Origin of the sequence: Bradyrhizobium sp. NDS-1, assembly GCF_032918005.1 — a bacterium.
Classification (GTDB): Bacteria; Pseudomonadota; Alphaproteobacteria; order Rhizobiales; family Xanthobacteraceae; genus Bradyrhizobium; species Bradyrhizobium tunisiense.
In genome coordinates this window covers 1,720,369-1,738,303 of record NZ_CP136628.1, presented here as the reverse complement: position 1 = coordinate 1,738,303, position 17,935 = coordinate 1,720,369, and the positions used below count along the sequence as shown (strand labels likewise).

Annotated in this window: 17 protein-coding genes; 11 read left to right on the top strand and 6 right to left on the bottom strand. The window is 62.5% G+C overall.

Going from position 1 to position 17,935, the window contains the following annotated elements; genetic code table 11:
• Positions 1–10 precede the first annotated feature (10 nt).
• Together RX330_RS08200 and RX330_RS08195 are read left to right on the top strand one after the other, a co-directional pair.
• Positions 11–1,045 (top strand): helix-turn-helix domain-containing protein, encoded by a 1,035-nt coding sequence (locus tag RX330_RS08200; RefSeq protein WP_212091840.1) that lies wholly within the window; start codon positions 11–13, stop codon positions 1,043–1,045.
• A 65-nt stretch (positions 1,046–1,110) separates the two neighbouring features.
• On the top strand, positions 1,111–1,902 hold the full coding sequence (locus RX330_RS08195; RefSeq protein ID WP_212092129.1) for an inositol monophosphatase family protein: 792 nt from the start codon (positions 1,111–1,113) through the stop codon (positions 1,900–1,902).
• A 30-nt stretch (positions 1,903–1,932) separates the two neighbouring features.
• Here the strand turns inward: RX330_RS08195 and RX330_RS08190 are convergent, their stop codons facing one another.
• On the bottom strand, positions 1,933–2,889 hold the full coding sequence (locus RX330_RS08190) for a choline/ethanolamine kinase family protein (protein WP_212091837.1): 957 nt from the start codon (positions 2,887–2,889) through the stop codon (positions 1,933–1,935).
• Positions 2,886–3,911 (bottom strand): phosphotransferase, encoded by a 1,026-nt coding sequence (locus tag RX330_RS08185; protein WP_317242661.1) that lies wholly within the window; start codon positions 3,909–3,911, stop codon positions 2,886–2,888. Before RX330_RS08185 ends, RX330_RS08190 begins: the two co-directional genes overlap by 4 nt.
• A 148-nt stretch (positions 3,912–4,059) precedes the next feature.
• Between RX330_RS08185 and RX330_RS08180 the strand changes: the two genes are divergently transcribed.
• Complete coding sequence (locus RX330_RS08180) at positions 4,060–5,466, top strand: amidase (protein WP_317242660.1); 1,407 nt, start codon at positions 4,060–4,062, stop codon at positions 5,464–5,466.
• A 3-nt stretch (positions 5,467–5,469) separates the two neighbouring features.
• On the opposite strand, the gene RX330_RS08175 is transcribed toward RX330_RS08180, so the two are convergent.
• The 4 genes from RX330_RS08175 to RX330_RS08160 all read right to left on the bottom strand — a co-directional run bounded on the left by RX330_RS08175 (position 5,470) and on the right by RX330_RS08160 (position 10,869).
• Positions 5,470–7,290: an ABC transporter ATP-binding protein gene (locus tag RX330_RS08175; protein ID WP_317242659.1), complete on the bottom strand. Its 1,821-nt coding sequence runs from the start codon at positions 7,288–7,290 to the stop codon at positions 5,470–5,472.
• 1 nt (position 7,291) lies between these two features.
• On the bottom strand, positions 7,292–8,209 hold the full coding sequence (locus RX330_RS08170) for an ABC transporter permease (RefSeq protein ID WP_317242658.1): 918 nt from the start codon (positions 8,207–8,209) through the stop codon (positions 7,292–7,294).
• Positions 8,210–8,211: 2 nt separating this feature from the next.
• On the bottom strand, positions 8,212–9,192 hold the full coding sequence (locus RX330_RS08165) for an ABC transporter permease (protein ID WP_212091829.1): 981 nt from the start codon (positions 9,190–9,192) through the stop codon (positions 8,212–8,214).
• 114 nt (positions 9,193–9,306) lie between these two features.
• The gene (locus RX330_RS08160; protein ID WP_317242657.1) at positions 9,307–10,869 is read right to left on the bottom strand and encodes an ABC transporter substrate-binding protein; all 1,563 of its coding nucleotides are present in this window, start codon (positions 10,867–10,869) and stop codon (positions 9,307–9,309) included.
• Between the two features lie 333 nt (positions 10,870–11,202).
• Here RX330_RS08160 and RX330_RS08155 point away from each other — a divergent pair, with 333 nt between their 5' ends.
• Genes RX330_RS08155 through RX330_RS08120 form a run of 8 tightly spaced genes read left to right on the top strand, consistent with a single transcriptional unit; the run spans position 11,203 to position 17,934 of the window.
• Positions 11,203–12,009: an HAD-IIA family hydrolase gene (locus RX330_RS08155; protein ID WP_317242656.1), complete on the top strand. Its 807-nt coding sequence runs from the start codon at positions 11,203–11,205 to the stop codon at positions 12,007–12,009.
• A gap of 23 nt (positions 12,010–12,032) precedes the next feature.
• Positions 12,033–12,989, top strand: coding sequence for a phosphotransferase enzyme family protein (locus RX330_RS08150; protein WP_249153699.1), 957 nt, complete (start codon positions 12,033–12,035; stop codon positions 12,987–12,989).
• Entirely contained in the window at positions 12,989–13,219 is a 231-nt protein-coding gene (locus RX330_RS08145; RefSeq protein WP_317242655.1) for a hypothetical protein, read from the top strand. The genes RX330_RS08150 and RX330_RS08145 overlap by 1 nt, the downstream gene beginning before the upstream one ends.
• A 12-nt stretch (positions 13,220–13,231) precedes the next feature.
• On the top strand, positions 13,232–14,008 hold the full coding sequence (locus RX330_RS08140; RefSeq protein ID WP_317242654.1) for an ABC transporter ATP-binding protein: 777 nt from the start codon (positions 13,232–13,234) through the stop codon (positions 14,006–14,008).
• Entirely contained in the window at positions 14,005–14,727 is a 723-nt protein-coding gene (locus tag RX330_RS08135; RefSeq protein WP_212091817.1) for an ABC transporter ATP-binding protein, read from the top strand. Before RX330_RS08140 ends, RX330_RS08135 begins: the two co-directional genes overlap by 4 nt.
• 2 nt (positions 14,728–14,729) lie before the next feature.
• Positions 14,730–15,644, top strand: a complete 915-nt coding sequence (locus tag RX330_RS08130) for a branched-chain amino acid ABC transporter permease (protein ID WP_212091815.1) — start codon at positions 14,730–14,732, stop codon at positions 15,642–15,644.
• 3 nt (positions 15,645–15,647) lie between these two features.
• On the top strand, positions 15,648–16,718 hold the full coding sequence (locus RX330_RS08125; protein ID WP_317242653.1) for a branched-chain amino acid ABC transporter permease: 1,071 nt from the start codon (positions 15,648–15,650) through the stop codon (positions 16,716–16,718).
• A 28-nt stretch (positions 16,719–16,746) separates the two neighbouring features.
• A complete protein-coding gene (locus RX330_RS08120) occupies positions 16,747–17,934 on the top strand; it encodes an ABC transporter substrate-binding protein (protein WP_249153697.1) in 1,188 nt (395 codons plus the stop codon).
• The last annotated feature ends 1 nt before the right edge of the window (position 17,935 follow it).

The window sequence follows — 17,935 nt, the reverse complement described above, 5'->3', positions numbered from 1 at the left end:
AGACCAAACCATGGCAAGCCTCACATCTCTTGCTTCTCGCGAGGAGTATACCGGCCTTGATGATGGTGGCGGCGACAAGGGTCCTGCATCGCATAGGCGAACCAGGATCGGACGCCTGGATCTTGAACTCGTCGCGCCGCAGCAAGCCTTCGCCTGCAGCTGGAAACGCACCTCCAGCATTCACGATGCTTCCTATGTGCTCGTATTTCCCCTGACCGGATGTGTGACGTTCAGCCAGGACGGCCGCGTCGGCATTGCCCGGGCCGGCGAATATGTCCTGCTCAGCGAACTCGCCTTCTACGAATTGTCGTCCGACAAGACCACACGCCTTCTGATGCTTCGGATCCCGGCCGCGGAGCTGCGCGGACGTCTCGTCTCGATCGAGGATCACATCAGCCGACGCTTCAAGCCAAACGAGCAGATGACCCGCCTTCTGGCCGGAATGGTCCAAAACGTGGCCGAGCTGTTCATCGAGTTGCCGGCGCCGAATCCACAGGCGCTTGCGACGGAAGTCATCAGCTTCGTGGCCCTCACGATCGGCTCGGAGGACAGGGGCGCCGCCACAGACGTCCGCAATGCGCGCTATCACCTGCGTCGCCGGATCGTTGATTTCATTGAAAGCCATCTCGGCGACCAATCCCTGTCACCGAAGAAGATTGCGGCCAGCAGCCGCATCTCGCTGAGCTATCTCTACAGTCTGTTCACGGACAACGAGACCACGGTCAGCCAGTTCGTGCAGACCAAACGACTGCAGCGAGCCTACGAAATCCTGGTTGCCGATCCCAAGGGCCACCGTACCGTGTCGGAGGTCGCCTACGAAGTGGGCTTCAAGAACGTCTCGCATTTCTCGCGCTGCTTCAGCCGCCACTTCAAGGTGGCCCCGCGTGACGTTCGCCAGGCACCGCAAGCCGCGCCGCGGCCGGGCCCAGCTGCGCGCGCTGCCGGACCGAACGGATCGTCTTCGCCACGAATGGCCTCCTCACGCAAGGCATTCGGGTCCCCGTATTGGAACGTTCGCAAGCAACAGCTTCACGAGACGGTTTAGAGCCGAATTCCCAAGGCCAGCCTCTGCGCCGCTCATGCGCGACGTGCTTTCCCCTGGAGCGAGCATTGGACGACATTCAAGACAAGATTTCTGCGAACGAACTCGCTGCGTTCTTCCATGAACTCGCCGACGTGGCCGGCCGGATTGCGTTGACCCATTTCCGTTCCAGTGTCGATTTCGAACGCAAGCAGGATCTGACGCCGGTGACGATCGCCGATCGTGCGATCGAAGTGGAATTGCGGCGCCTGATCAGCGCGCGCTTCCCCGATCACGGCATCGTCGGTGAGGAGATGGGATCGACCTTCGGCGAGCGCCACACCTGGTACCTCGATCCGATCGACGGAACGAAGAGCTTTATCTCCGGAATGCCGCTGTTCGGCACGCTTGTCGCGCTCGCCGACGAACACGAAGGATCGGTCGTCGCCGGCATGATTGACATGCCGGCGCTGGCCGAACGGTGGTATGGCACGCGGCGTGGGGTCAGCTTCAACGGCAAGCCCGCCATGGTCAGCCGCACGGCAAGACTGGAAGACGCACAGATCTACACATCTTCGCCGGACTTCTTTACGCCGCAGGATTGGGCTCGCTATGACTTGCTGAGCAAGAAAGCCATGTTCCGACGATTTGGCGGCGATTGCTATCAGTATGGGCTGCTGGCGTCCGGCCATTGCGATCTTGTCGTGGAGACGTCGCTCAAATCGTTCGACTTCATGGCATTGATTCCCGTGGTCGAGGGCGCCGGCGGAATCATACGCGACTGGGATGGGCGGCCACTCACACCGGACTCCGACGGCCGCGTGATCGCCGCGGCGAACGACAGCCTGCTCGAGCAGGCCCTGACCATCCTGAAGCAATAGCCGCAAGAGACCGTCGGGGCCGGCGCCGGCTCACACCAGCCGTAACCAGCCGTCCCAGCGCGGGTCATACATCACGTCGCGGGCGCGCATGTATTTCCAGACGCCGTACTTCTGGTAGTCGAAATCCCAGGTGTTGAGCTTGCGGTTGACGACCGCCCATGAGGCCCATTTCATATCCGCGAGCGCGCGGTTGAGAATGACGCGCGCAATCATCTGCGGACGAACCTCGCCCAGATATTGCTCGATGAGGGCTTCCGTCAGCTTCTCGTCAAAGAACATTTCGGCAAATAGCACGCCGAGCTCGTAGCTGCGCTCATTGTTGGAGGCGAATTCGTAGTCGATCAGCTTCATCGGCCTGGGCGCGCCGACTTCGGCCGAAATGAGGAAATTCCCCGGCATGGGATCGTTGAAGCACGGAACGAGGTCGAGGCCCGACGCCAGGAAGGCCGACTTGGCCTGATTGTAGCGGTGCATCAGCCAGGGCATGTCCTGCGGGAAATGCGATCCCAGTTCCTTGCCCTGCTCGATATGTTCCTCGATCATGTCGAAGATCGTCTTGGTCTGGCCGAGCTTGGGGCCGCCATGCAAACGGCGATAGAGATCGAGCACGTCGGACTGGATGGCGGAATCGCCGAAATCCGCATTGGTGCAGGCGCGGTAGCCCTCCAGAAATTCACTGATCTCCAGCCCGTCCGCCGCGTCGAAGAAGATGACCTCCGGCCCGACACCCATGGCATGGGCATTGCGCGCGGCCTCGTTGGCGGTGACGCGATCGATGAACATTTCCGAGCCCTCGCCCGGCACCTTGACGAAATAGCGGCGCGCGTCGCCGGACATCTCGACCAGCCAGTTCTGGTTCGACAGGCCGCCGACCAGCGGTGCATAGACGGCCGCCTTGCCGCGCCATTGCGGGACGCGAGCGATGGCGGCTTCGACGTTGCGTTCGTGAACCGTGGTCCCCTCACCAACTTTTCTGCGAACGGTCATGCGATCCTCCGAAGCATCTCGCCAAAGCGGGGCTCCCGAACCGCCATGCGGCAACGCACGAAGCGCCAACTGGCGAATTTGTAGAACTCCAGCGTATTGCGCGCCGATTTGGCGGCGAGCAGCGCGCCGATCAATCCCCAGCGCAGATCATCAGCCACGCCGTAAATCCGCGCACGGTTGAACGTCCCCTCGTCGAATGTCCCGGTGCTGCGGGTGAAGAGGTCGCGCGCCTCAGGCTCCTGCGCGCAGGCCTCGACGAAGAAGGTGCCAATATCCTCCAGCGGGTCGGCCGTCGTCGCGCGATCCCAGTCGATCAGACGAACCTCGCCTGCGTCGCTGATCAGGATATTCGAAACATTGCCGTCGCCGTGGATCGGCACCGCGTTGATGTCCAGCATCCGGAGGGCGTCGGCCGCAAAGCGCAACTCCTTGACCAGCCATTCGGCATCCGACGGCAACTGTGCTTTCGCGGCCGCCGCAGCAGCATGGAAATGCTCGATCTCGTCAAAGACGCTCTTGCGGCGTGGCAGCGGCGGTCCGGATTGAAACAGGCGCATCGCCGCAATGACGGCGTCGACGATGTCGGGCTCGAGCATCCGCTCCAAGGTACCGACCCGCCAGCCCTGGTTGAGATCCTCCATCACCAGCAGGCCCGCCTTCGGATCGGCCATCAGCACTTTGGGCCCGATGCCGAGATCGGATGCACGCTGCGCCGCCTCGAAGGCGCACGCCACGTCGATATAAAGCTCCGCATCGCGATCCATGGCCTTGATGAAGATGCTCTCGCCACTGCCCTTTCTGGTGGCGCGCCAGGGAAAGCCGTCGACGCCTCGCCAGCTTGGCGAAGCCAGGATCGGGATGGCAGGTTCGATCACGATGTCTCCGGATCCCCATCCGGGGAACCCGGCAATGGAATTCCGGATGGTAGCCAGTTCCGTTCCAGATTGACTCATTCCAGATTGACTCATGGCGACTTCCGATCTCTTGCAGTTGCCGTTCAGCCGACCTTCGTGTCCGCCCAATTTGATCAGGCAGATTTTGATCAGGACAGATGCAAAAGGGATGCCTCGCGCTCCACCAAATCATGCCGTTGAACCAGCGGGCCTACCCTTATGCGCGCTATGTCCGCTATCCGGAGTGTGATCCGGGACGCGACCCATCGAGGCCACCATGTCTGCTGCAGAACTGATCGGGATGAGCCTTGCCGAGCTGGCGGAGGCGTACGCCTCGCGCGCGCTGTCTCCGGTGGAGGTGCTGCGAGCGACCCTCAACCACTCCGAAGGGGTCAATACCGCGATCAACGCCTTGTTCAGCTTCCGTCCGGAACAGGCCATGGCCAGCGCGCAACGCTCGGAAGCCCGATGGAAGGCCGGAGCTGCGCTGGGTCCGCTCGATGGTATTCCAATGACCGTCAAGGACAGCGTCGCCATGGCCGGCTGGCCCTACTTTCATGGCATCGGAGCCAACCGCGCCCTGCCGCCTTCAAATTACGATTCACCACCGGCGATCGCATTGCGCGAAGCCGGCGCGGTGATCTTTGCAAAAACCACGATGCCGGATTGCGGCCTGATGGCGTCAGGCATCAGCTCGCTGCACGGCATCACCCGCAACCCCTGGGGGCTTGCCTGGAACACCGGCGGCTCGTCGGCCGGCGCCGCCGCGTCGGTCGCTGCCGGCGCCGGATATGTCTCCGTCGGCACGGATATCGCGGGCTCCGTCCGCCTTCCAGCTGCACATTGCGGCCTCGCCGGACTCAAGCCCACCCACGGACGCGTGCCGCATCTGCCGGCCGACACCATGCGCATGGCCGGTCCCATGGGCCGCAGCGTCGACGATATCGCCCGCCTGCTGACCGTGCTGACGCAGCAGGACGAGCGCGACACCTGGAGCCTCCCCGCCGACGGCGTGCGCTATCACGAGCGCCTCGAGCGCGATGTGAAGGGATTGAAGATCGGAATCCTCACCGACATGGGCTTTGGCATGAAACCCGAAGCGGTCGTGCGCGAGACCGTCGAGGCGACCGGAAAGCTGCTGGCGGGCGCAGGCGCGTTCGTTGAACCGTTTGCCTCGCAGCTAGACCATGACGCCTATGCGGCGATTGACCTGTTCCTCCAGGTCCGCGGGTATCTCGAATACACCTCGCTGCCCGCGCATACTGACACCCCACGCGACATCGATCCCTACGTTCGCGCGTGGTCTCTCGGCGGAGAAAAGCATTCAGGCACCGATCTCTACCGGGCCCTGGGGCAGATCGCCAAAATGAAGGCGGCGCTGCTGGGGGCGTTCGAAGGCTGGGACTATGTCATCTCACCGACGCTGCCGGTGGTGAATTTTCCGGCGGAAGAACCGGGTGTCTCCCGCGAGACGCCGCTCGCGCACACGCTGTTCACGGCCATGTTCAACCAGACCTGCCAACCCGCTTCCACAGTCTGCATGGCGTTCGATTCCCGGGATCTGCCAATCGGTGTCCAGGTCATCGGCCATCGCTTCGACGATCTCGGCGTCCTCCAGGTGACGAAGGCGCTGGAAGATCTGCGTTCAATCAAGATGGGCTGGCCGTTCAAGCCACGACCCTGACCGTCAGGCCGCCGCCTGCGCCTGATCACCATCGAGCAGATGGCAAGCGGCGAAGCGCCCCGGCGAATGCTCGACGAGCCCTGGCGTCTCCACCCGACAGCGGCCGAAGGCCTTCGGACAGCGCGACGCGAAGCTGCAGCCGGCTGGGATGTCGATCGGGCTGGGCGGCTCGCCCTCGAGCAGAAAATCGGAGGGATCAAACGGCTTCTGCTCCAACGTCGGGGCCGCCGACAGCAGCGCCTTGGTATAAGGATGCTGCGGGTCGAAGAAGAGATGGTGGTTGTCGGCAATCTCGACCATCTCGCCGAGATACATCACCGCGATCCGCGTGCAGACCTTCCGCACCATGGCGAGATCGTGCGAGATGAAGACGTAGGTGAGGTCGTTCTTCTCCTGCAATTTCGAGAACAGCTCGATCAGCCTGCCCTGCTCGCGCTGGTCCAGCGCCGACAAGGTCTCGTCGAGGATCAGGAGCTTGGGATCGAGAATCAGGGCTCGTGCGATCGAGATGCGCTGGCGCTCGCCGGTCGAGAGCGCGTTCGGCAGCTGATCGTAGAGGTCAGCGGCAAGACCGACTTCGGCCATCGCCGCGATCACTCGCTTCCTCAAATCGGCGCGCTTGACCCTGCCACGGATCAGGAGACTCTCCTCGATCATGCGGCCGACCGTGGTCCGCGGCGGCAAGGCATTGTAGGGATCCTGCAGGAGCAGCTGGAACTCGTTGCGCTTGCGGATCAAATCCCCCGACGACAGCGCACCGAGCGAAGTCCCGTTCAAGACGATGCTGCCGCTGTCAGGCGTCTCCAGCCAGGCCAAGAGCCGGGTCAGGGTCGACTTGCCGCAGCCGGATTCTCCGACGATGCCGAAATTCTCGCGTGGCATGATGTCGAGCGTGACACCGCGCACCGCCTGCACGTTGCTGTAGCTGTTGAAGGTGCCGCGCTTGCGGGCGCGATAGGTGCGATGGACATTCTCCACCTTCATCAACGGCGCCTCGCCCTGCGCCTGACGGCGAGCAAGCGGGCCCTCCGCCGTCTCCCACATCCGCGGCACGCTTGCGATGGCCTTGCGCGTGTAGTCGGATTGCGGCGAAGCCAGCAGGTCGGCGAACGCCTGTTGCTCGACAAACCGGCCCTGGTGCAGCACGGCCGTTCGATCGCCGAACTGGCCGAGCGTCGGCAAGGAAGACGACAAATAGATCGTCGCCATCTTGTGCCGCGTGCAGAGGTCATGGAGCAAGGCCACGATCTGCGCGGCGATGGTGACGTCCAGCGGCTGGGTCACGTTGTCGGCGATCAGCACGGCGGGTTCGGCGCAAATGGCATCCACGATCATCGCGCGCTGCATCATGCCGCCGGAGAATTTCGACGGGTAGTCCCAGTAGCGCTCCTTTGGCGAGGGGATGCGGACCTCGCCGAGCAGCTGCATGACCCGGTCACGACACTCGCGCCCGTTCCATTCAGGCCTCACACTGTGCAGCTTCTCCGCGATCTGGACGCCCACCGGCACGGTCGGATCGAGCGAACTCTGCGGCTTGGAGCCGATATAGGCGATATCGCGCCCGATCCGGACTTCGCGCGCGCCGGCGCCGAGGATGTCATGACCGGCGAAGGCGACCCGTCCGGCGCGATATTCCAGGCTCTCCGGCAACCAGTTCGCCAGCGCGCGGCTGAGCACCGTCTTGCCCGCACCGCTTTCCCCGTAGATGCCGAAAATCTCCGACGTGCTGAGGCGGAAGCTGACGTGATCGAGAATGGGAGCCGCCCCGGGTGTCGTCGCACCAACCGTCAGATCGTCGATTTCGAGAATGAGCGAGAGATCCATCTCAAAGACCTCCATAGATGCGGTTGCGCGCCTTTTCCAGCGCAGAGCCCATCAGATTGATCGAGGTGAGCGCGATGGCGAGGAAGATGCCCGGGATGGTTCCGATCCACCAGGCATTGAGCAGATATTTGCGGGAATCGGCGATGATGCTGCCAAAGCTCGGGGTCGGCGGCTGAATGCCGAGCCCGAGGAAGCCCAGGATCGCTTCGAAGATCATCATGCGGGCGACATCGAGCACTGCGACGAACGCGATCGGCGGCAGGATGTTGGGCGCAGCGAACAGCAGCAGGATGCGCCAGTCCCCGGCCCCGAGCACCCGCAAGCCACGCACATATTCCTTGCCGCGCTCGGCGACCGCGGCACTGCGGGCCACCCGCGCGTAGAGCGGCCAGCCGGACAGCGCCAGCACGATAATGATGGTCGGGACGGTCGGCCGCGACACGCCGAGAATCGTGATCGCCAGGATGATCATCGGAATCGAGAGCTGCGCGTCGGTGATCCGCATGATGATGGTGTCCCACCACCTGCCCTTGAAGCCCGCGAACAGGCCGAGGCCGCAGCCGATGATGAAGATCAGGAGCACCGTGACGATGCCGACCAGCAGCGAATAGCGCAGTCCGATAAGGCTGCGCATCAGGATGTCACGGCCGAGCTGATCCGTGCCGAGCACGTGATCCCAGGTCCATTTCTCGCCCAGATAGACCGGCGCCAGGAATTTGTCCTTCACCACCATCTTGGTGGCGCTGACCGAGGACACTTCGGGATAGATCGCGGACGCCAGCAGCAACGCGATGAAGACAAAGAAACCGACCTTGAAGCTCGACATGCTCCAGGCTGCAGCCAGTATCCGCCGATTGACGGACCGGATGCGGGCCAATCGAGGTTCAAGCTCCGCAGCAATCACCGTGGTGGCCGTCATGGTCAGATCTCCACGCGAGGGTCGATGAGATAAGCGACCAGATCCACGATGATATTGATGAAGACGAACACCGCGCTGGTCGTAATGGCGATGCCCTGGATGACCGGGAAATCACGTCCGACGACGGAGACGACGGTCAGATTGCCGAGGCCCGGATAATCGAAGATGTATTCGATCACCAGCACGCCGCCGATCAGGGTCGAAAGCTGGATGCCGAGCAAATTGACCAGCGGCACCGCGGCATTGCGCAGCGCATGGGAATAGACGATGCGGCGGCGCGACAGGCCGCGAACCCGGGCTTCATCGATGAACGGCGCCTGCATCACCTCGCCAAGTGACGTCGTCAGTGTCCGGATGATGAAGGGCGCGATCTCCACCGCCAGCACCAGGGCCGGCAGAATGACATAGGAGAAGCCCTGGTAGCCGAGCGCCGGAAGCAGCTTCAGCTTGATTGACAGAAACAGGATCAGAACGATCGCGAGCCAGAAATTCGGGATCGACACGAAAAGCGACTGCATGCCGAACGCCAGGGCGTTCTGCCATCGATGCTGATGCAGACCACCGGCTATTCCGACCGGAAACGAGATCAACAGCGCGAACAACAAGGCCATGCCGCCCAATTGCAGCGTGAATGGCAATCGTTCGAGAATGAGGTCGGTCACAAGCGCCATGTCCGACTTGGTCGGATCGACATATTGGCCACCGGCCGCAATCATCCCGCTACGCGGCCGAAGATAGGACTGTCCGAGGTCGCCCTGGAGCAGACCGCGCATATAGCGGCCGTATTGAACGATGATGGGATCGCGCAGCCCCATCTTGGTCGCCACCTGCTCGACCACATCGGGCGGCGCCATGCCGCCGACGATCAGACGAACGGGATCGCCTGGAACCACGCGCAACAGCGTAAAGATGATCAACGAGGTGATGAAGACGATCAGGAGGCCCTGCGCGATCCGCTTGACCAGGAATTCCAGGATCAACATCGGGAAGAGCTACCCTTGCATTCGTCGGGAGTTCCGGCAGGCCGGGTCGTCTGGCCCTGCAACCGACCTGAGAAACCCGATAGGTCGGACAAGTCCGACCTATCGGAGCAATCATCATGCCAGTGTGGCCTTGGTCATGTCCTGCATGCCGTTCGGGTAGATGTAGAGGCCGTCGAGCTTCTTGCTGTAGGCGTGGATGAAGACCGAGGTGAACAACGCCAGTGCCGGCGCCTTTTTGGCGATGGTCGGCAGCGTCTCGGTCTGGAGGATCTTCTTGCGCTCTTCGATAGAGGTGGCGTTGCGCTCCTTGTCGAGCACCGCGTCGATGTCCTTGTCGACGATGCCGGTGATGCGCTTGGATGAGGAATGGAAGTGGGTGCGCAGCACCAGATCCGGCTCGGGCGAACCCGTGCACCAGCCGCAGTCGATCATGTTGCCTTCGCCGCCGCCCGGCTTGTCATAGAGCAAATTGCCCCAGGCCGCGACTTCGAGGGTCTGAAGATTGACCTTGAAACCCTGTTCCTGGAGCATGCCGGTGATCAGCTCGGCATATTCCTTGGTCTTCGGATAGAAGCCCACCGAGGTGTAATAGGTGAGTTCGGGCAGGCCCTGGCCCTTCGGGAAGCCGGCTTCCGCCAGCAGCTTCTGGGCCTTGGCTGGATCGAATTCCGGATACTCGGCGACCTCCGTATAGCCGAACTTCACCGGCGAGATATGCGCCTTGGAGTAGGTTCCGGAGACGCCGAGAATTTCAAGAACCTGCTTGCGGTCGATTGAATGGCACGCCGCGAGACGAACGCGGGGATCGTCGAACGGCTTCTTGGAGCAGCGGAAGAACAGATATTTGTTCTCGACCGACACCGCCTTGTGGATGTTGAAGCGGGCATCCTTGGAAATCGTATCGACCTGCTCCTGCTCCAGCCGCTCGATGATGTCCGCCGAGCCATTCAGCAACGACAGCGTCCGGGTCGTGGTGTCGCCGACGAAATGATATTCGACGCCAGGAATCTTGGGTGCGCCGAGGAAGAAGTCGGCGTTGGCGGCGAGAACGGTGGTGTCGCCCTTCTGCTCGACATATTTGTACGGCCCGGTGCCGTTCATGCGAGCCGACAACTGCGCCTTGTTGGCGACGTCCTTGGCGGACATGATCGGCAGGAACGAGGAAAGATAATAGTAGAGCGCCGCCGGATAACCGTGTGCCTTGGTGTTGATGCGGCAGGTGAAGTCGTCGACGACGTCAACGGTGACGAGGCCCGGATACCACTGCGCCGGTCGATCGGGCAGGCAGCCATATTCATAGGTCGCCTTGACGTCGGCTGCCGTAAACGGCGTGCCGTCGTGAAACTTGATGCCCTTCCGAAGCTTGACTTCCATCGTGGAAGCATCGATCGGCGTCATCGACTCCGCCAATTCGAAGATCAGCTCGTCCGGCTTGTCCGGCTTCATCGGCGCCCGCGTCAGATAGCCAAACACAAACCCCTCGACGATGAGCTGGCCAAGATTGGTGTGCGTGGTCGGATCCCAATTGCCGGACAGCGCCTCGGCGCCGAGAAAACGCAGCGCCTTGCCTTCGGCCGCAAAAGCTGAATTTACTAGGAAGTCCGGGTTGACCCGTCCGAAGCCGAACGCTGCGGCACCGGCAAGCCCTCCTAACATCACGTCTCTACGGTTGATCATGTCCTATCCCTCGATGATTTTGGCAACGTTGAAACTGCTGCCGAGGGCGCGGGGCCTCAGCCGTTTCGATCGTCTCGCGCAACGTCCTCAACCTGCAAAGCGTAGACCAAAGGCCGCGCTTGCCCGATTCCTGCTGCTCCACGATTCCGTTGCTGACACTCCCGGATGCGACGATTGCGCGCGGCGACTCCTGATCGCCCGGAGCGCAGCGCCCAACTCCGAGGCATCCGCGCCTCTCCACTGTGCAGGACAGGAATGATGGACGCTCGGAACAGCGGTTCGGAGACGGTGAGCCTATAATTTTCGCCTTTCGAAATGAGCGGAATCCCTGCCTTGAAAACACAGACGTTCCCGACCGTTCGCGGCATCATCTCGGACCTCGACGGCGTGGCCTATCGAGGAGATGCCGCGATCCCAAGCTCGGTAAGAGCGTTCCGCGCCTGGCACGACCAGGGCCTGCCGTATGCGTTCGTCACCAACAACTCGACGAAATCTGCCGCGCAATTTGTGACGAAGCTGACCAGCATCGGCATTCCGGCAAACTCACGGCAGGTCTTCAATACCATCTCGGCGGCGACGGCCCTGCTCGCAAGACGCTGGCCGCAAGGCACACCGGTCTTTGCGATCGGCGAACAGCCGTTACTCGCGGCCATTGAGGCAGCCGGCTATGATCTGACCTCTGTGGACCCGGAAGTCGTGGTGCTCGGCTTCGATTCGATGCTCGACTACGCCAAGCTGCGAACGGCCATACGGGCCGCACTGGCGGGAGCAGCGATCATTGCGACCAATCCCGACGTCCTCACGCCCGTGCACGATGGATATGACCCTTGCGTCGGCGTGCTGACGGCGGCGGTGGTCGCTGCAGTACCAAGTGCGAAGCCGATCGTCGTCGGCAAGCCACATCCGTTCCTGATCGAGCAGGCGCTTGCGCATCTCGGCACCGCCAAGCACGAAACGATCATGATCGGCGACCAGGTCGCGACCGATATCGCGGCGGGCAACGCCGCCGGCCTGCGCTCCATCTTGCTCGCCAGCGACGTGCCGTTCAACGCGGCCGCGGGCGTCGTCCCCGATCGCATCGTGTCGAGCCTTCTTGATCTCCTCGATGCCACTTCCGGGACGGCCGGCCGGCTCTCATGATGACTCCGAGCTTGATCGAAAGCATGCAGACCGAGCTTGGCGCGGCATTGCCGCTCTGGGGTCTCTCGTCACAATCGACGGTCTCCTTCCTCAGCCATTCCGAGAACACGACATTCCTGGCACAGGATGCGGCATCTGGACGGAGGCTTGTGCTGCGCGTGCAACGGATCGGCTACCACACGTCGGCCGAGATCAGGTCCGAGCTCGCCTGGATCAATGCGCTGATAGCGGAGGATATTGTCGTCACGCCTCGCCCGGTCGCCGATCGTGAGAGCCGGGCGCTATGTCCGATCGTCTTGAACGGCTCGCGGCGACAGGTTGCGGCATTCGAGTTTCTCAGCGGCAAGGAGCCCGATCCATCGGACGATCTCGTTGCCTGGTTCGGCAAGCTCGGTGCGATCTGTGCCAGGCTTCATGCGCATAGCCGCCGATGGAAGCGGCCGCCGGACTTTCAGCGCAAGATCTGGGATTTTGATGCAATGTTGGGCACACGACCGTTGTGGGGCGATTGGCGGGCCGGCCTCGGTCTTCGCGACGATGGCCGACAATTGCTGCAGAGGGTCGCCGACACACTCAAGCAGCGTCTCGATAGCTACGGAAACACTCACGACCGATTCGGTCTGATCCACGCCGATCTGCGGCCGGCCAATCTTCTCGTCGACGGTGCGCGTCTCGGCGTCATCGACTTCGACGATTGCGGCTTCTCCTGGTTCTTCTACGACTTTGCCGCCGCCGTCAGCTTCATGGAGCACGAGCCCGTGGTGGCTGAACTCCAGGCATCATGGCTCGACGGATATCGCGCGATCGCGTCGGTTTCGCGCGAAGACGAGCTCATGCTGCCCATTTTCGTGATGCTCCGGCGCATGCTGCTGACTGCCTGGATCGCCTCGCATTCGGACACCGAGACCGCACGACGGCTGGGAACGGACTACACCGATGCAACCGTCGCGATGGGAGAGCGATTCCTGCAAGCGCTTTGATGGTCGCGCGTGACGCGACCAAGTCGCTTGTTTTGATTTCGTTCCAGTTTTGCCCTCGCTCCAGTCTTGCTGTTCCGCGGCTCCAGAGCGCCATGACCGGCGCTGCCCAGCCGGGAAAGAATCCTGGGAACGTCAGCATCATCACAATTTCCGATATCGGCGAACGATATTTCGAATTTTACAAGCGTCTGCCGCAACGCAAAACTCCGTTTGTGATGGGCGGCGAGTGAGAAGGCGTTGAGATGGCTTCCGGTGGTTTGGAGTTGGGCGCTCGCGACGTCAGCGTCCAGTTCGAAGGCTTGAAGGCGCTGTCAAAAGTCACGCTCACGGTTCCGCGGGGACGCATCACCGGACTGATCGGCCCCAACGGCGCCGGGAAAACGACACTTATTAATGTGCTGACGGGGTTTCAGCCGGTCGGCACGGGGACCGTCGAGCTGGAAGGCGAGGTCCTCAACGGCATCGCGGCCCACAAGCTGCGACGCAAGGGCGTCGCGCGCACGTTCCAGTCCGGACGACTTTTCCGCGATCTGCCGGTTGTGGACAATCTAGAGGTTACAGGCGTGGGTCTCGGTCAGACCCGGCGCGAGGCGATCACGGAGGCCGAGCGCGTGCTGACCTGGCTCGGCATATCGCACCTCGGCAGCACGATCGCAGGCGCCCTGCCCTATACCGACGAACGCCGCGTCGCTATCGGCCGCGCCATCATGTGCACGCCGCGCTATCTGCTGCTGGACGAGCCCGCGGCCGGCATGTCCGAGCATGAAAGCCACGATCTGGCCGTCATCATCAGGCGGATCGCCGGCGAACTCGGCGTCGGCGTGCTGCTGATCGAGCACAACATTGGCCTCGTGCTTGAACTCTGCGAGCGCATCTTCGTGCTCGATTCCGGCGAGATCATCGAAGTCGGCGCGCCTGCGCAGATCCGCGACAGCGACGCGGTCCGGCACGCCTACATGGGCACGCAGCGCGACGACGTGATTCCGGCGCTCGCGACCGAGATGGGCGCCGCATCATGACGCTGCTCGCCGTCGACGACATCACCGTCAGCTACGGACGCCTGACAGCCCTGCGCGGCGTCACGCTAGAGGTCGCCGAGGGTGAGGTTCTCTTCGTGACAGGCCCCAACGGCGCAGGAAAGTCGACGCTGCTGAACGCGCTCGCCGGGGTCGTACCGGTGGGATCGGGCTCCATCACCATGGACGGCGCGAAAGTGACGGGCGCCGCGCCGGAGGACATCGCGCGCCGCGGATTCTCGCTGGTGCCGGAAGGACGCAACGTCTTCGGCGCACTGAGCATCGAGGAGAATCTCAAGGTCGGCACCGGCATGCGAGCCGACAGGCACAAGATCGCCGGCGACCTCGAGTCGGTCTACGCCGAATTCCCGATGCTGGCCGATCGCCGACACACGGCGGCCGGCATGCTCTCGGGCGGCCAGCAGCAGATGCTCGTCATCGGTCGCGCGTTGATGACGGCTCCGCGCATCATGGCGATCGACGAGCCGTCGCTCGGACTTGCACCCAAGATCATCGATCAGGTCTACGAGATCCTGGTGCGGCTGCGGGCGCAGCGCAAGCTGACGCTGCTGATCGTCGAGCAGAGCTCGACGCGCGCCATGATGGCCGGCGGACGCATGATCCTGATCCGCGGCGGGCGCATCGTCCTCGAGGGCGCAGCCGCCGACATGATCAAGGACGAGCGCCTGAAGCAGGCCTATTTCGGCTTCGGAGATCACTGAGAATGACCGCGGTCCTGCAGATCATCTTCGACGCACTGAGCCTCGGCAGTCTCTATGCCCTGGGCGCGCTCGGTATCGCGCTGATCTTCGGCGTCATGCGGCTCGTCAACTTCGCCCATGGCGACTTCATCGCCTTCTGTGTGTTCGCAATGCTGTGGCCGTCGGTCAACGCAACAGCGGTGGTCTTTGCCGGCATGCTGCCGTTCTATCTCCTGATTCCGCTCTTGCTCATGATCGGCGCGGCACTCTCGATCCTGTCGGAGATCGTCGTGTTCCGCCGTTTCCGCAACGCCAATCCGGCAACGATGATGATCGCCTCCTTCGCTCTCGGATTCGTCATCCGCCACGTCCTGCTGACCTTCTATTCGAGCCGCCCGAAATCGATCACCCTGTGGCCAAGCCTCGGCCTGCCGGTGGAATTTCTCGGCGCCCATATCCCGATGCTGCAAGTCGTGACCATCGTCATCACGCTGGCCGCGCTCGCCGTGCTCGTGCTGTTCCTCAAGCGCACGCGCTATGGCCTCGAAATGCGCGCGGCCGCCGAAAACTTCACCATGGCGCGCATGCTCGGAGTCCGTGCCAACGGCGTCATCCTGCTGGCCTTTGCCATCAGCGGCATGCTGGCCGCGGCAATCGGATTAATCCTGGCCACCATCTCAGGCACGGCCGACATCAACATGGGCGCCAATGTGATGCTGATCGCCTTCATCGCCACCGTGATCGGCGGTCTCGGCAGTGTGCCCGGCGCTGTCGCCGGCGGCTTCATCATCGGCGCCGCCAGCGTCGTCTTCCAGGCAACATTGCCGCACGACGCGCGCGTCTTCCGTGACGCCTTCGTCTATGGCGCGGTGATCGTCGTCCTGCTGGTGCGGCCGCAAGGCCTGTTCGCACCGAAATCCGCCAAGCAGAGGGTCTGATCGATGCCAAAGCGGCCGTCTGTCATCCGGCGAACGATCCTGACACCGATCATCCTGATCGTCGTGCTGCTCGTCATGGCCGCTCTAAGCTATCAATTCGGCAGCCGTGCGTTCAACCGAACTGCGGTCGAGATGTTCATCAACATCATGGTGGTCGTCGGCCTCTACGTCTTCGTCGGCAATTCCGGCCTGCTGTCGTTCGGGCACATCAGCTTCATGTGCCTCGGCGCTTACATGACCGCCTGGCTCGCGATTCCGCCCGTGATGAAATCGATCACGCTCAAGGGACTGCCCGCCTGGCTGCTGCATACGCAACTGCCGATGTGGGTGGCCACACCGATCTCAGGGATTTTCGCGGCCTTGTTCGCGCTCGTCGTCGGACGCGTGATCATGCGCCTGTCGGGGATTGCGGCCTCGATCGCGACCTTCGGACTGCTTGGCGTCATCAACAACGTCTATTCGAACTGGGATTCGGTCACGGGCGGACAGGGTTCGATCGTCGGCATACCGCCGACCATGAACGTCTGGATCGGCTGGCTGGGTGCGGCGGTTGCGATCGTGATCGCATACCTGTACGCGATTTCCCGCTCCGGGCTCGCGCTTCGCGCCACGCGCGACGAGTCCGTCGCCGCCAGCGCCTCGGGAATCGACATTGTCCGCGAACGGCTGATCGCGTTCGTGGTCAGCGCCTTCATCATCGGCATCGCCGGCGCGCTCTATGCGCACTTCCTCAGCATCGTCAATCCCGGCGCCTTTTACCTGCGCACGACGTTCATCACACTGTCGATGCTGGTCGTCGGCGGCATGTACAGCCTCAGCGGTGCCGTCACCGGCGTCGTCGCGATCTCGGTGCTGATCGAGCTGTTCCGCAACCTCGAAAAGGGCATCAGCCTTGGCGCACTCAAGGTCGCACTGCCCAACGGGATCCAGGAGATCGCGATCGGCATCATCACCATCGTCATCCTGATGTATCTGCCGACCGGCCTCACTCGCAACCGGGAGTTCTCCTGGCGCGGATGGCCGGTGCTGCGACGATGGTCACGCCCCGTGCGGACGGCGAAGGAACTGAGCTGAATTTCACTGCACAACTGGAGGAATGGTTATGCGTCTTGCGAGAATACTGGGCGTCCTGACCGGAGTGGCCGCACTCTGGCTCACACCGGCCAAAGCGGCCGACGAGATCGTCATCGGATTTGCGACCGCGGCTTCAGGCTTCATGCAGGCCTATGACAAGCCGGCACAGGATGCGGCCATGATCCGCATCGACGAGATCAACAAGGCGGGCGGCCTGCTCGGCAAGAAAATCAAGGCCGTCTTCGCCGACACCAAGACCGATCAGGCTGAAGGCGCCAAGGCCGGCCTCGCCGTCCTCGACCAGGGCGCCGACCTCGTGATCGTTTCCTGCGACTACGACTTCGGCGCGCCGGCGGCGCTCCAGGCGCAAGCGGCCGGCAAGGTCTCGTTCTTCCTTTGCGCCGAATCGATCAAAGCCGGCATCCCCGGCGTCGGTCCCTACTCGTTCTCCGCCTCCGTGCTGGCCGCTGTGCAAGGCGCGACCATGGCGGAATGGGCCTACAACAAGAAGAATGCCCGCAGCTTCTACCGGCTGCTCGACAGCTGGACCGTCTACAACAAGGGTATCTGCGACGGTTTCGACTGGATGATGCCGAAGCTGAAGGACGCCAAGCTGGCCGGAAGCGACACGTTCAAGAATGACGACGCCTCGATCGCGTCCCAGATCACGCGCATCAAGAGCCTGCCGAAGGAGCCCGACGCCATCATGGTCTGCACGATGATGCCGGGCGCGGTCTCGGCCATCAAGCAGATCCGGGCCGCCGGCATCAAATCGATGATCCTCAACGGCTCCAGCATGGACGGCAGCTACTGGCTGAACGCCATTCCTGACCTGTCGAACTTCTACGTTCCGGTGCAAGGCTCGATCTACGGCGACGATCCCAATCCGAAGGTTAACGAGTTCAACAAGAAGTACAAGGACGTGACCGGCGGCGATCCCTCCAGCCAGTACGTCTATCCCGGCTATGTCCTGATCGAAGTCTGGGCCAAGGCGGTCGAACGCGCCAAGACCACCGACGCCCCGGCCGTCGTCGCCGAGCTGGAAAAGATGAACAACGAGGCCACGCTGTTCGGACCGCGCACCTTCAACAAGGACATCCACCATCAGAACCAGGGCCGTTACCTGATCATCGACACCGAGGGCGGCAAGCCGAAGATGGTCGATCAGTGGACGATTTCGGAGAAGATCCCGGTCGACTATCTGGTCTCGAAGTAAA

What these genes read in the sequence shown, in the direction of transcription:
- RX330_RS08120 (WP_249153697.1), top strand. Translation starts at nt 16,747, where the DNA reads ATGCGTCTTGCGAGAATACTGGGCGTCCTGACCGGAGTGGCCGCACTC.
- RX330_RS08165 (WP_212091829.1), bottom strand. Translation starts at nt 9,192, where the DNA reads ATGTTGATCCTGGAATTCCTGGTCAAGCGGATCGCGCAGGGCCTCCTG.
- RX330_RS08135 (WP_212091817.1), top strand. Translation starts at nt 14,005, where the DNA reads ATGACGCTGCTCGCCGTCGACGACATCACCGTCAGCTACGGACGCCTG.
- RX330_RS08125 (WP_317242653.1), top strand. Translation starts at nt 15,648, where the DNA reads ATGCCAAAGCGGCCGTCTGTCATCCGGCGAACGATCCTGACACCGATC.
- RX330_RS08140 (WP_317242654.1), top strand. Translation starts at nt 13,232, where the DNA reads ATGGCTTCCGGTGGTTTGGAGTTGGGCGCTCGCGACGTCAGCGTCCAG.
- RX330_RS08170 (WP_317242658.1), bottom strand. Translation starts at nt 8,209, where the DNA reads ATGACGGCCACCACGGTGATTGCTGCGGAGCTTGAACCTCGATTGGCC.
- RX330_RS08145 (WP_317242655.1), top strand. Translation starts at nt 12,989, where the DNA reads ATGGTCGCGCGTGACGCGACCAAGTCGCTTGTTTTGATTTCGTTCCAG.
- RX330_RS08150 (WP_249153699.1), top strand. Translation starts at nt 12,033, where the DNA reads ATGCAGACCGAGCTTGGCGCGGCATTGCCGCTCTGGGGTCTCTCGTCA.
- RX330_RS08180 (WP_317242660.1), top strand. Translation starts at nt 4,060, where the DNA reads ATGTCTGCTGCAGAACTGATCGGGATGAGCCTTGCCGAGCTGGCGGAG.
- RX330_RS08190 (WP_212091837.1), bottom strand. Translation starts at nt 2,889, where the DNA reads ATGACCGTTCGCAGAAAAGTTGGTGAGGGGACCACGGTTCACGAACGC.
- RX330_RS08130 (WP_212091815.1), top strand. Translation starts at nt 14,730, where the DNA reads ATGACCGCGGTCCTGCAGATCATCTTCGACGCACTGAGCCTCGGCAGT.
- RX330_RS08160 (WP_317242657.1), bottom strand. Translation starts at nt 10,869, where the DNA reads ATGATCAACCGTAGAGACGTGATGTTAGGAGGGCTTGCCGGTGCCGCA.
- RX330_RS08175 (WP_317242659.1), bottom strand. Translation starts at nt 7,290, where the DNA reads ATGGATCTCTCGCTCATTCTCGAAATCGACGATCTGACGGTTGGTGCG.
- RX330_RS08200 (WP_212091840.1), top strand. Translation starts at nt 11, where the DNA reads ATGGCAAGCCTCACATCTCTTGCTTCTCGCGAGGAGTATACCGGCCTT.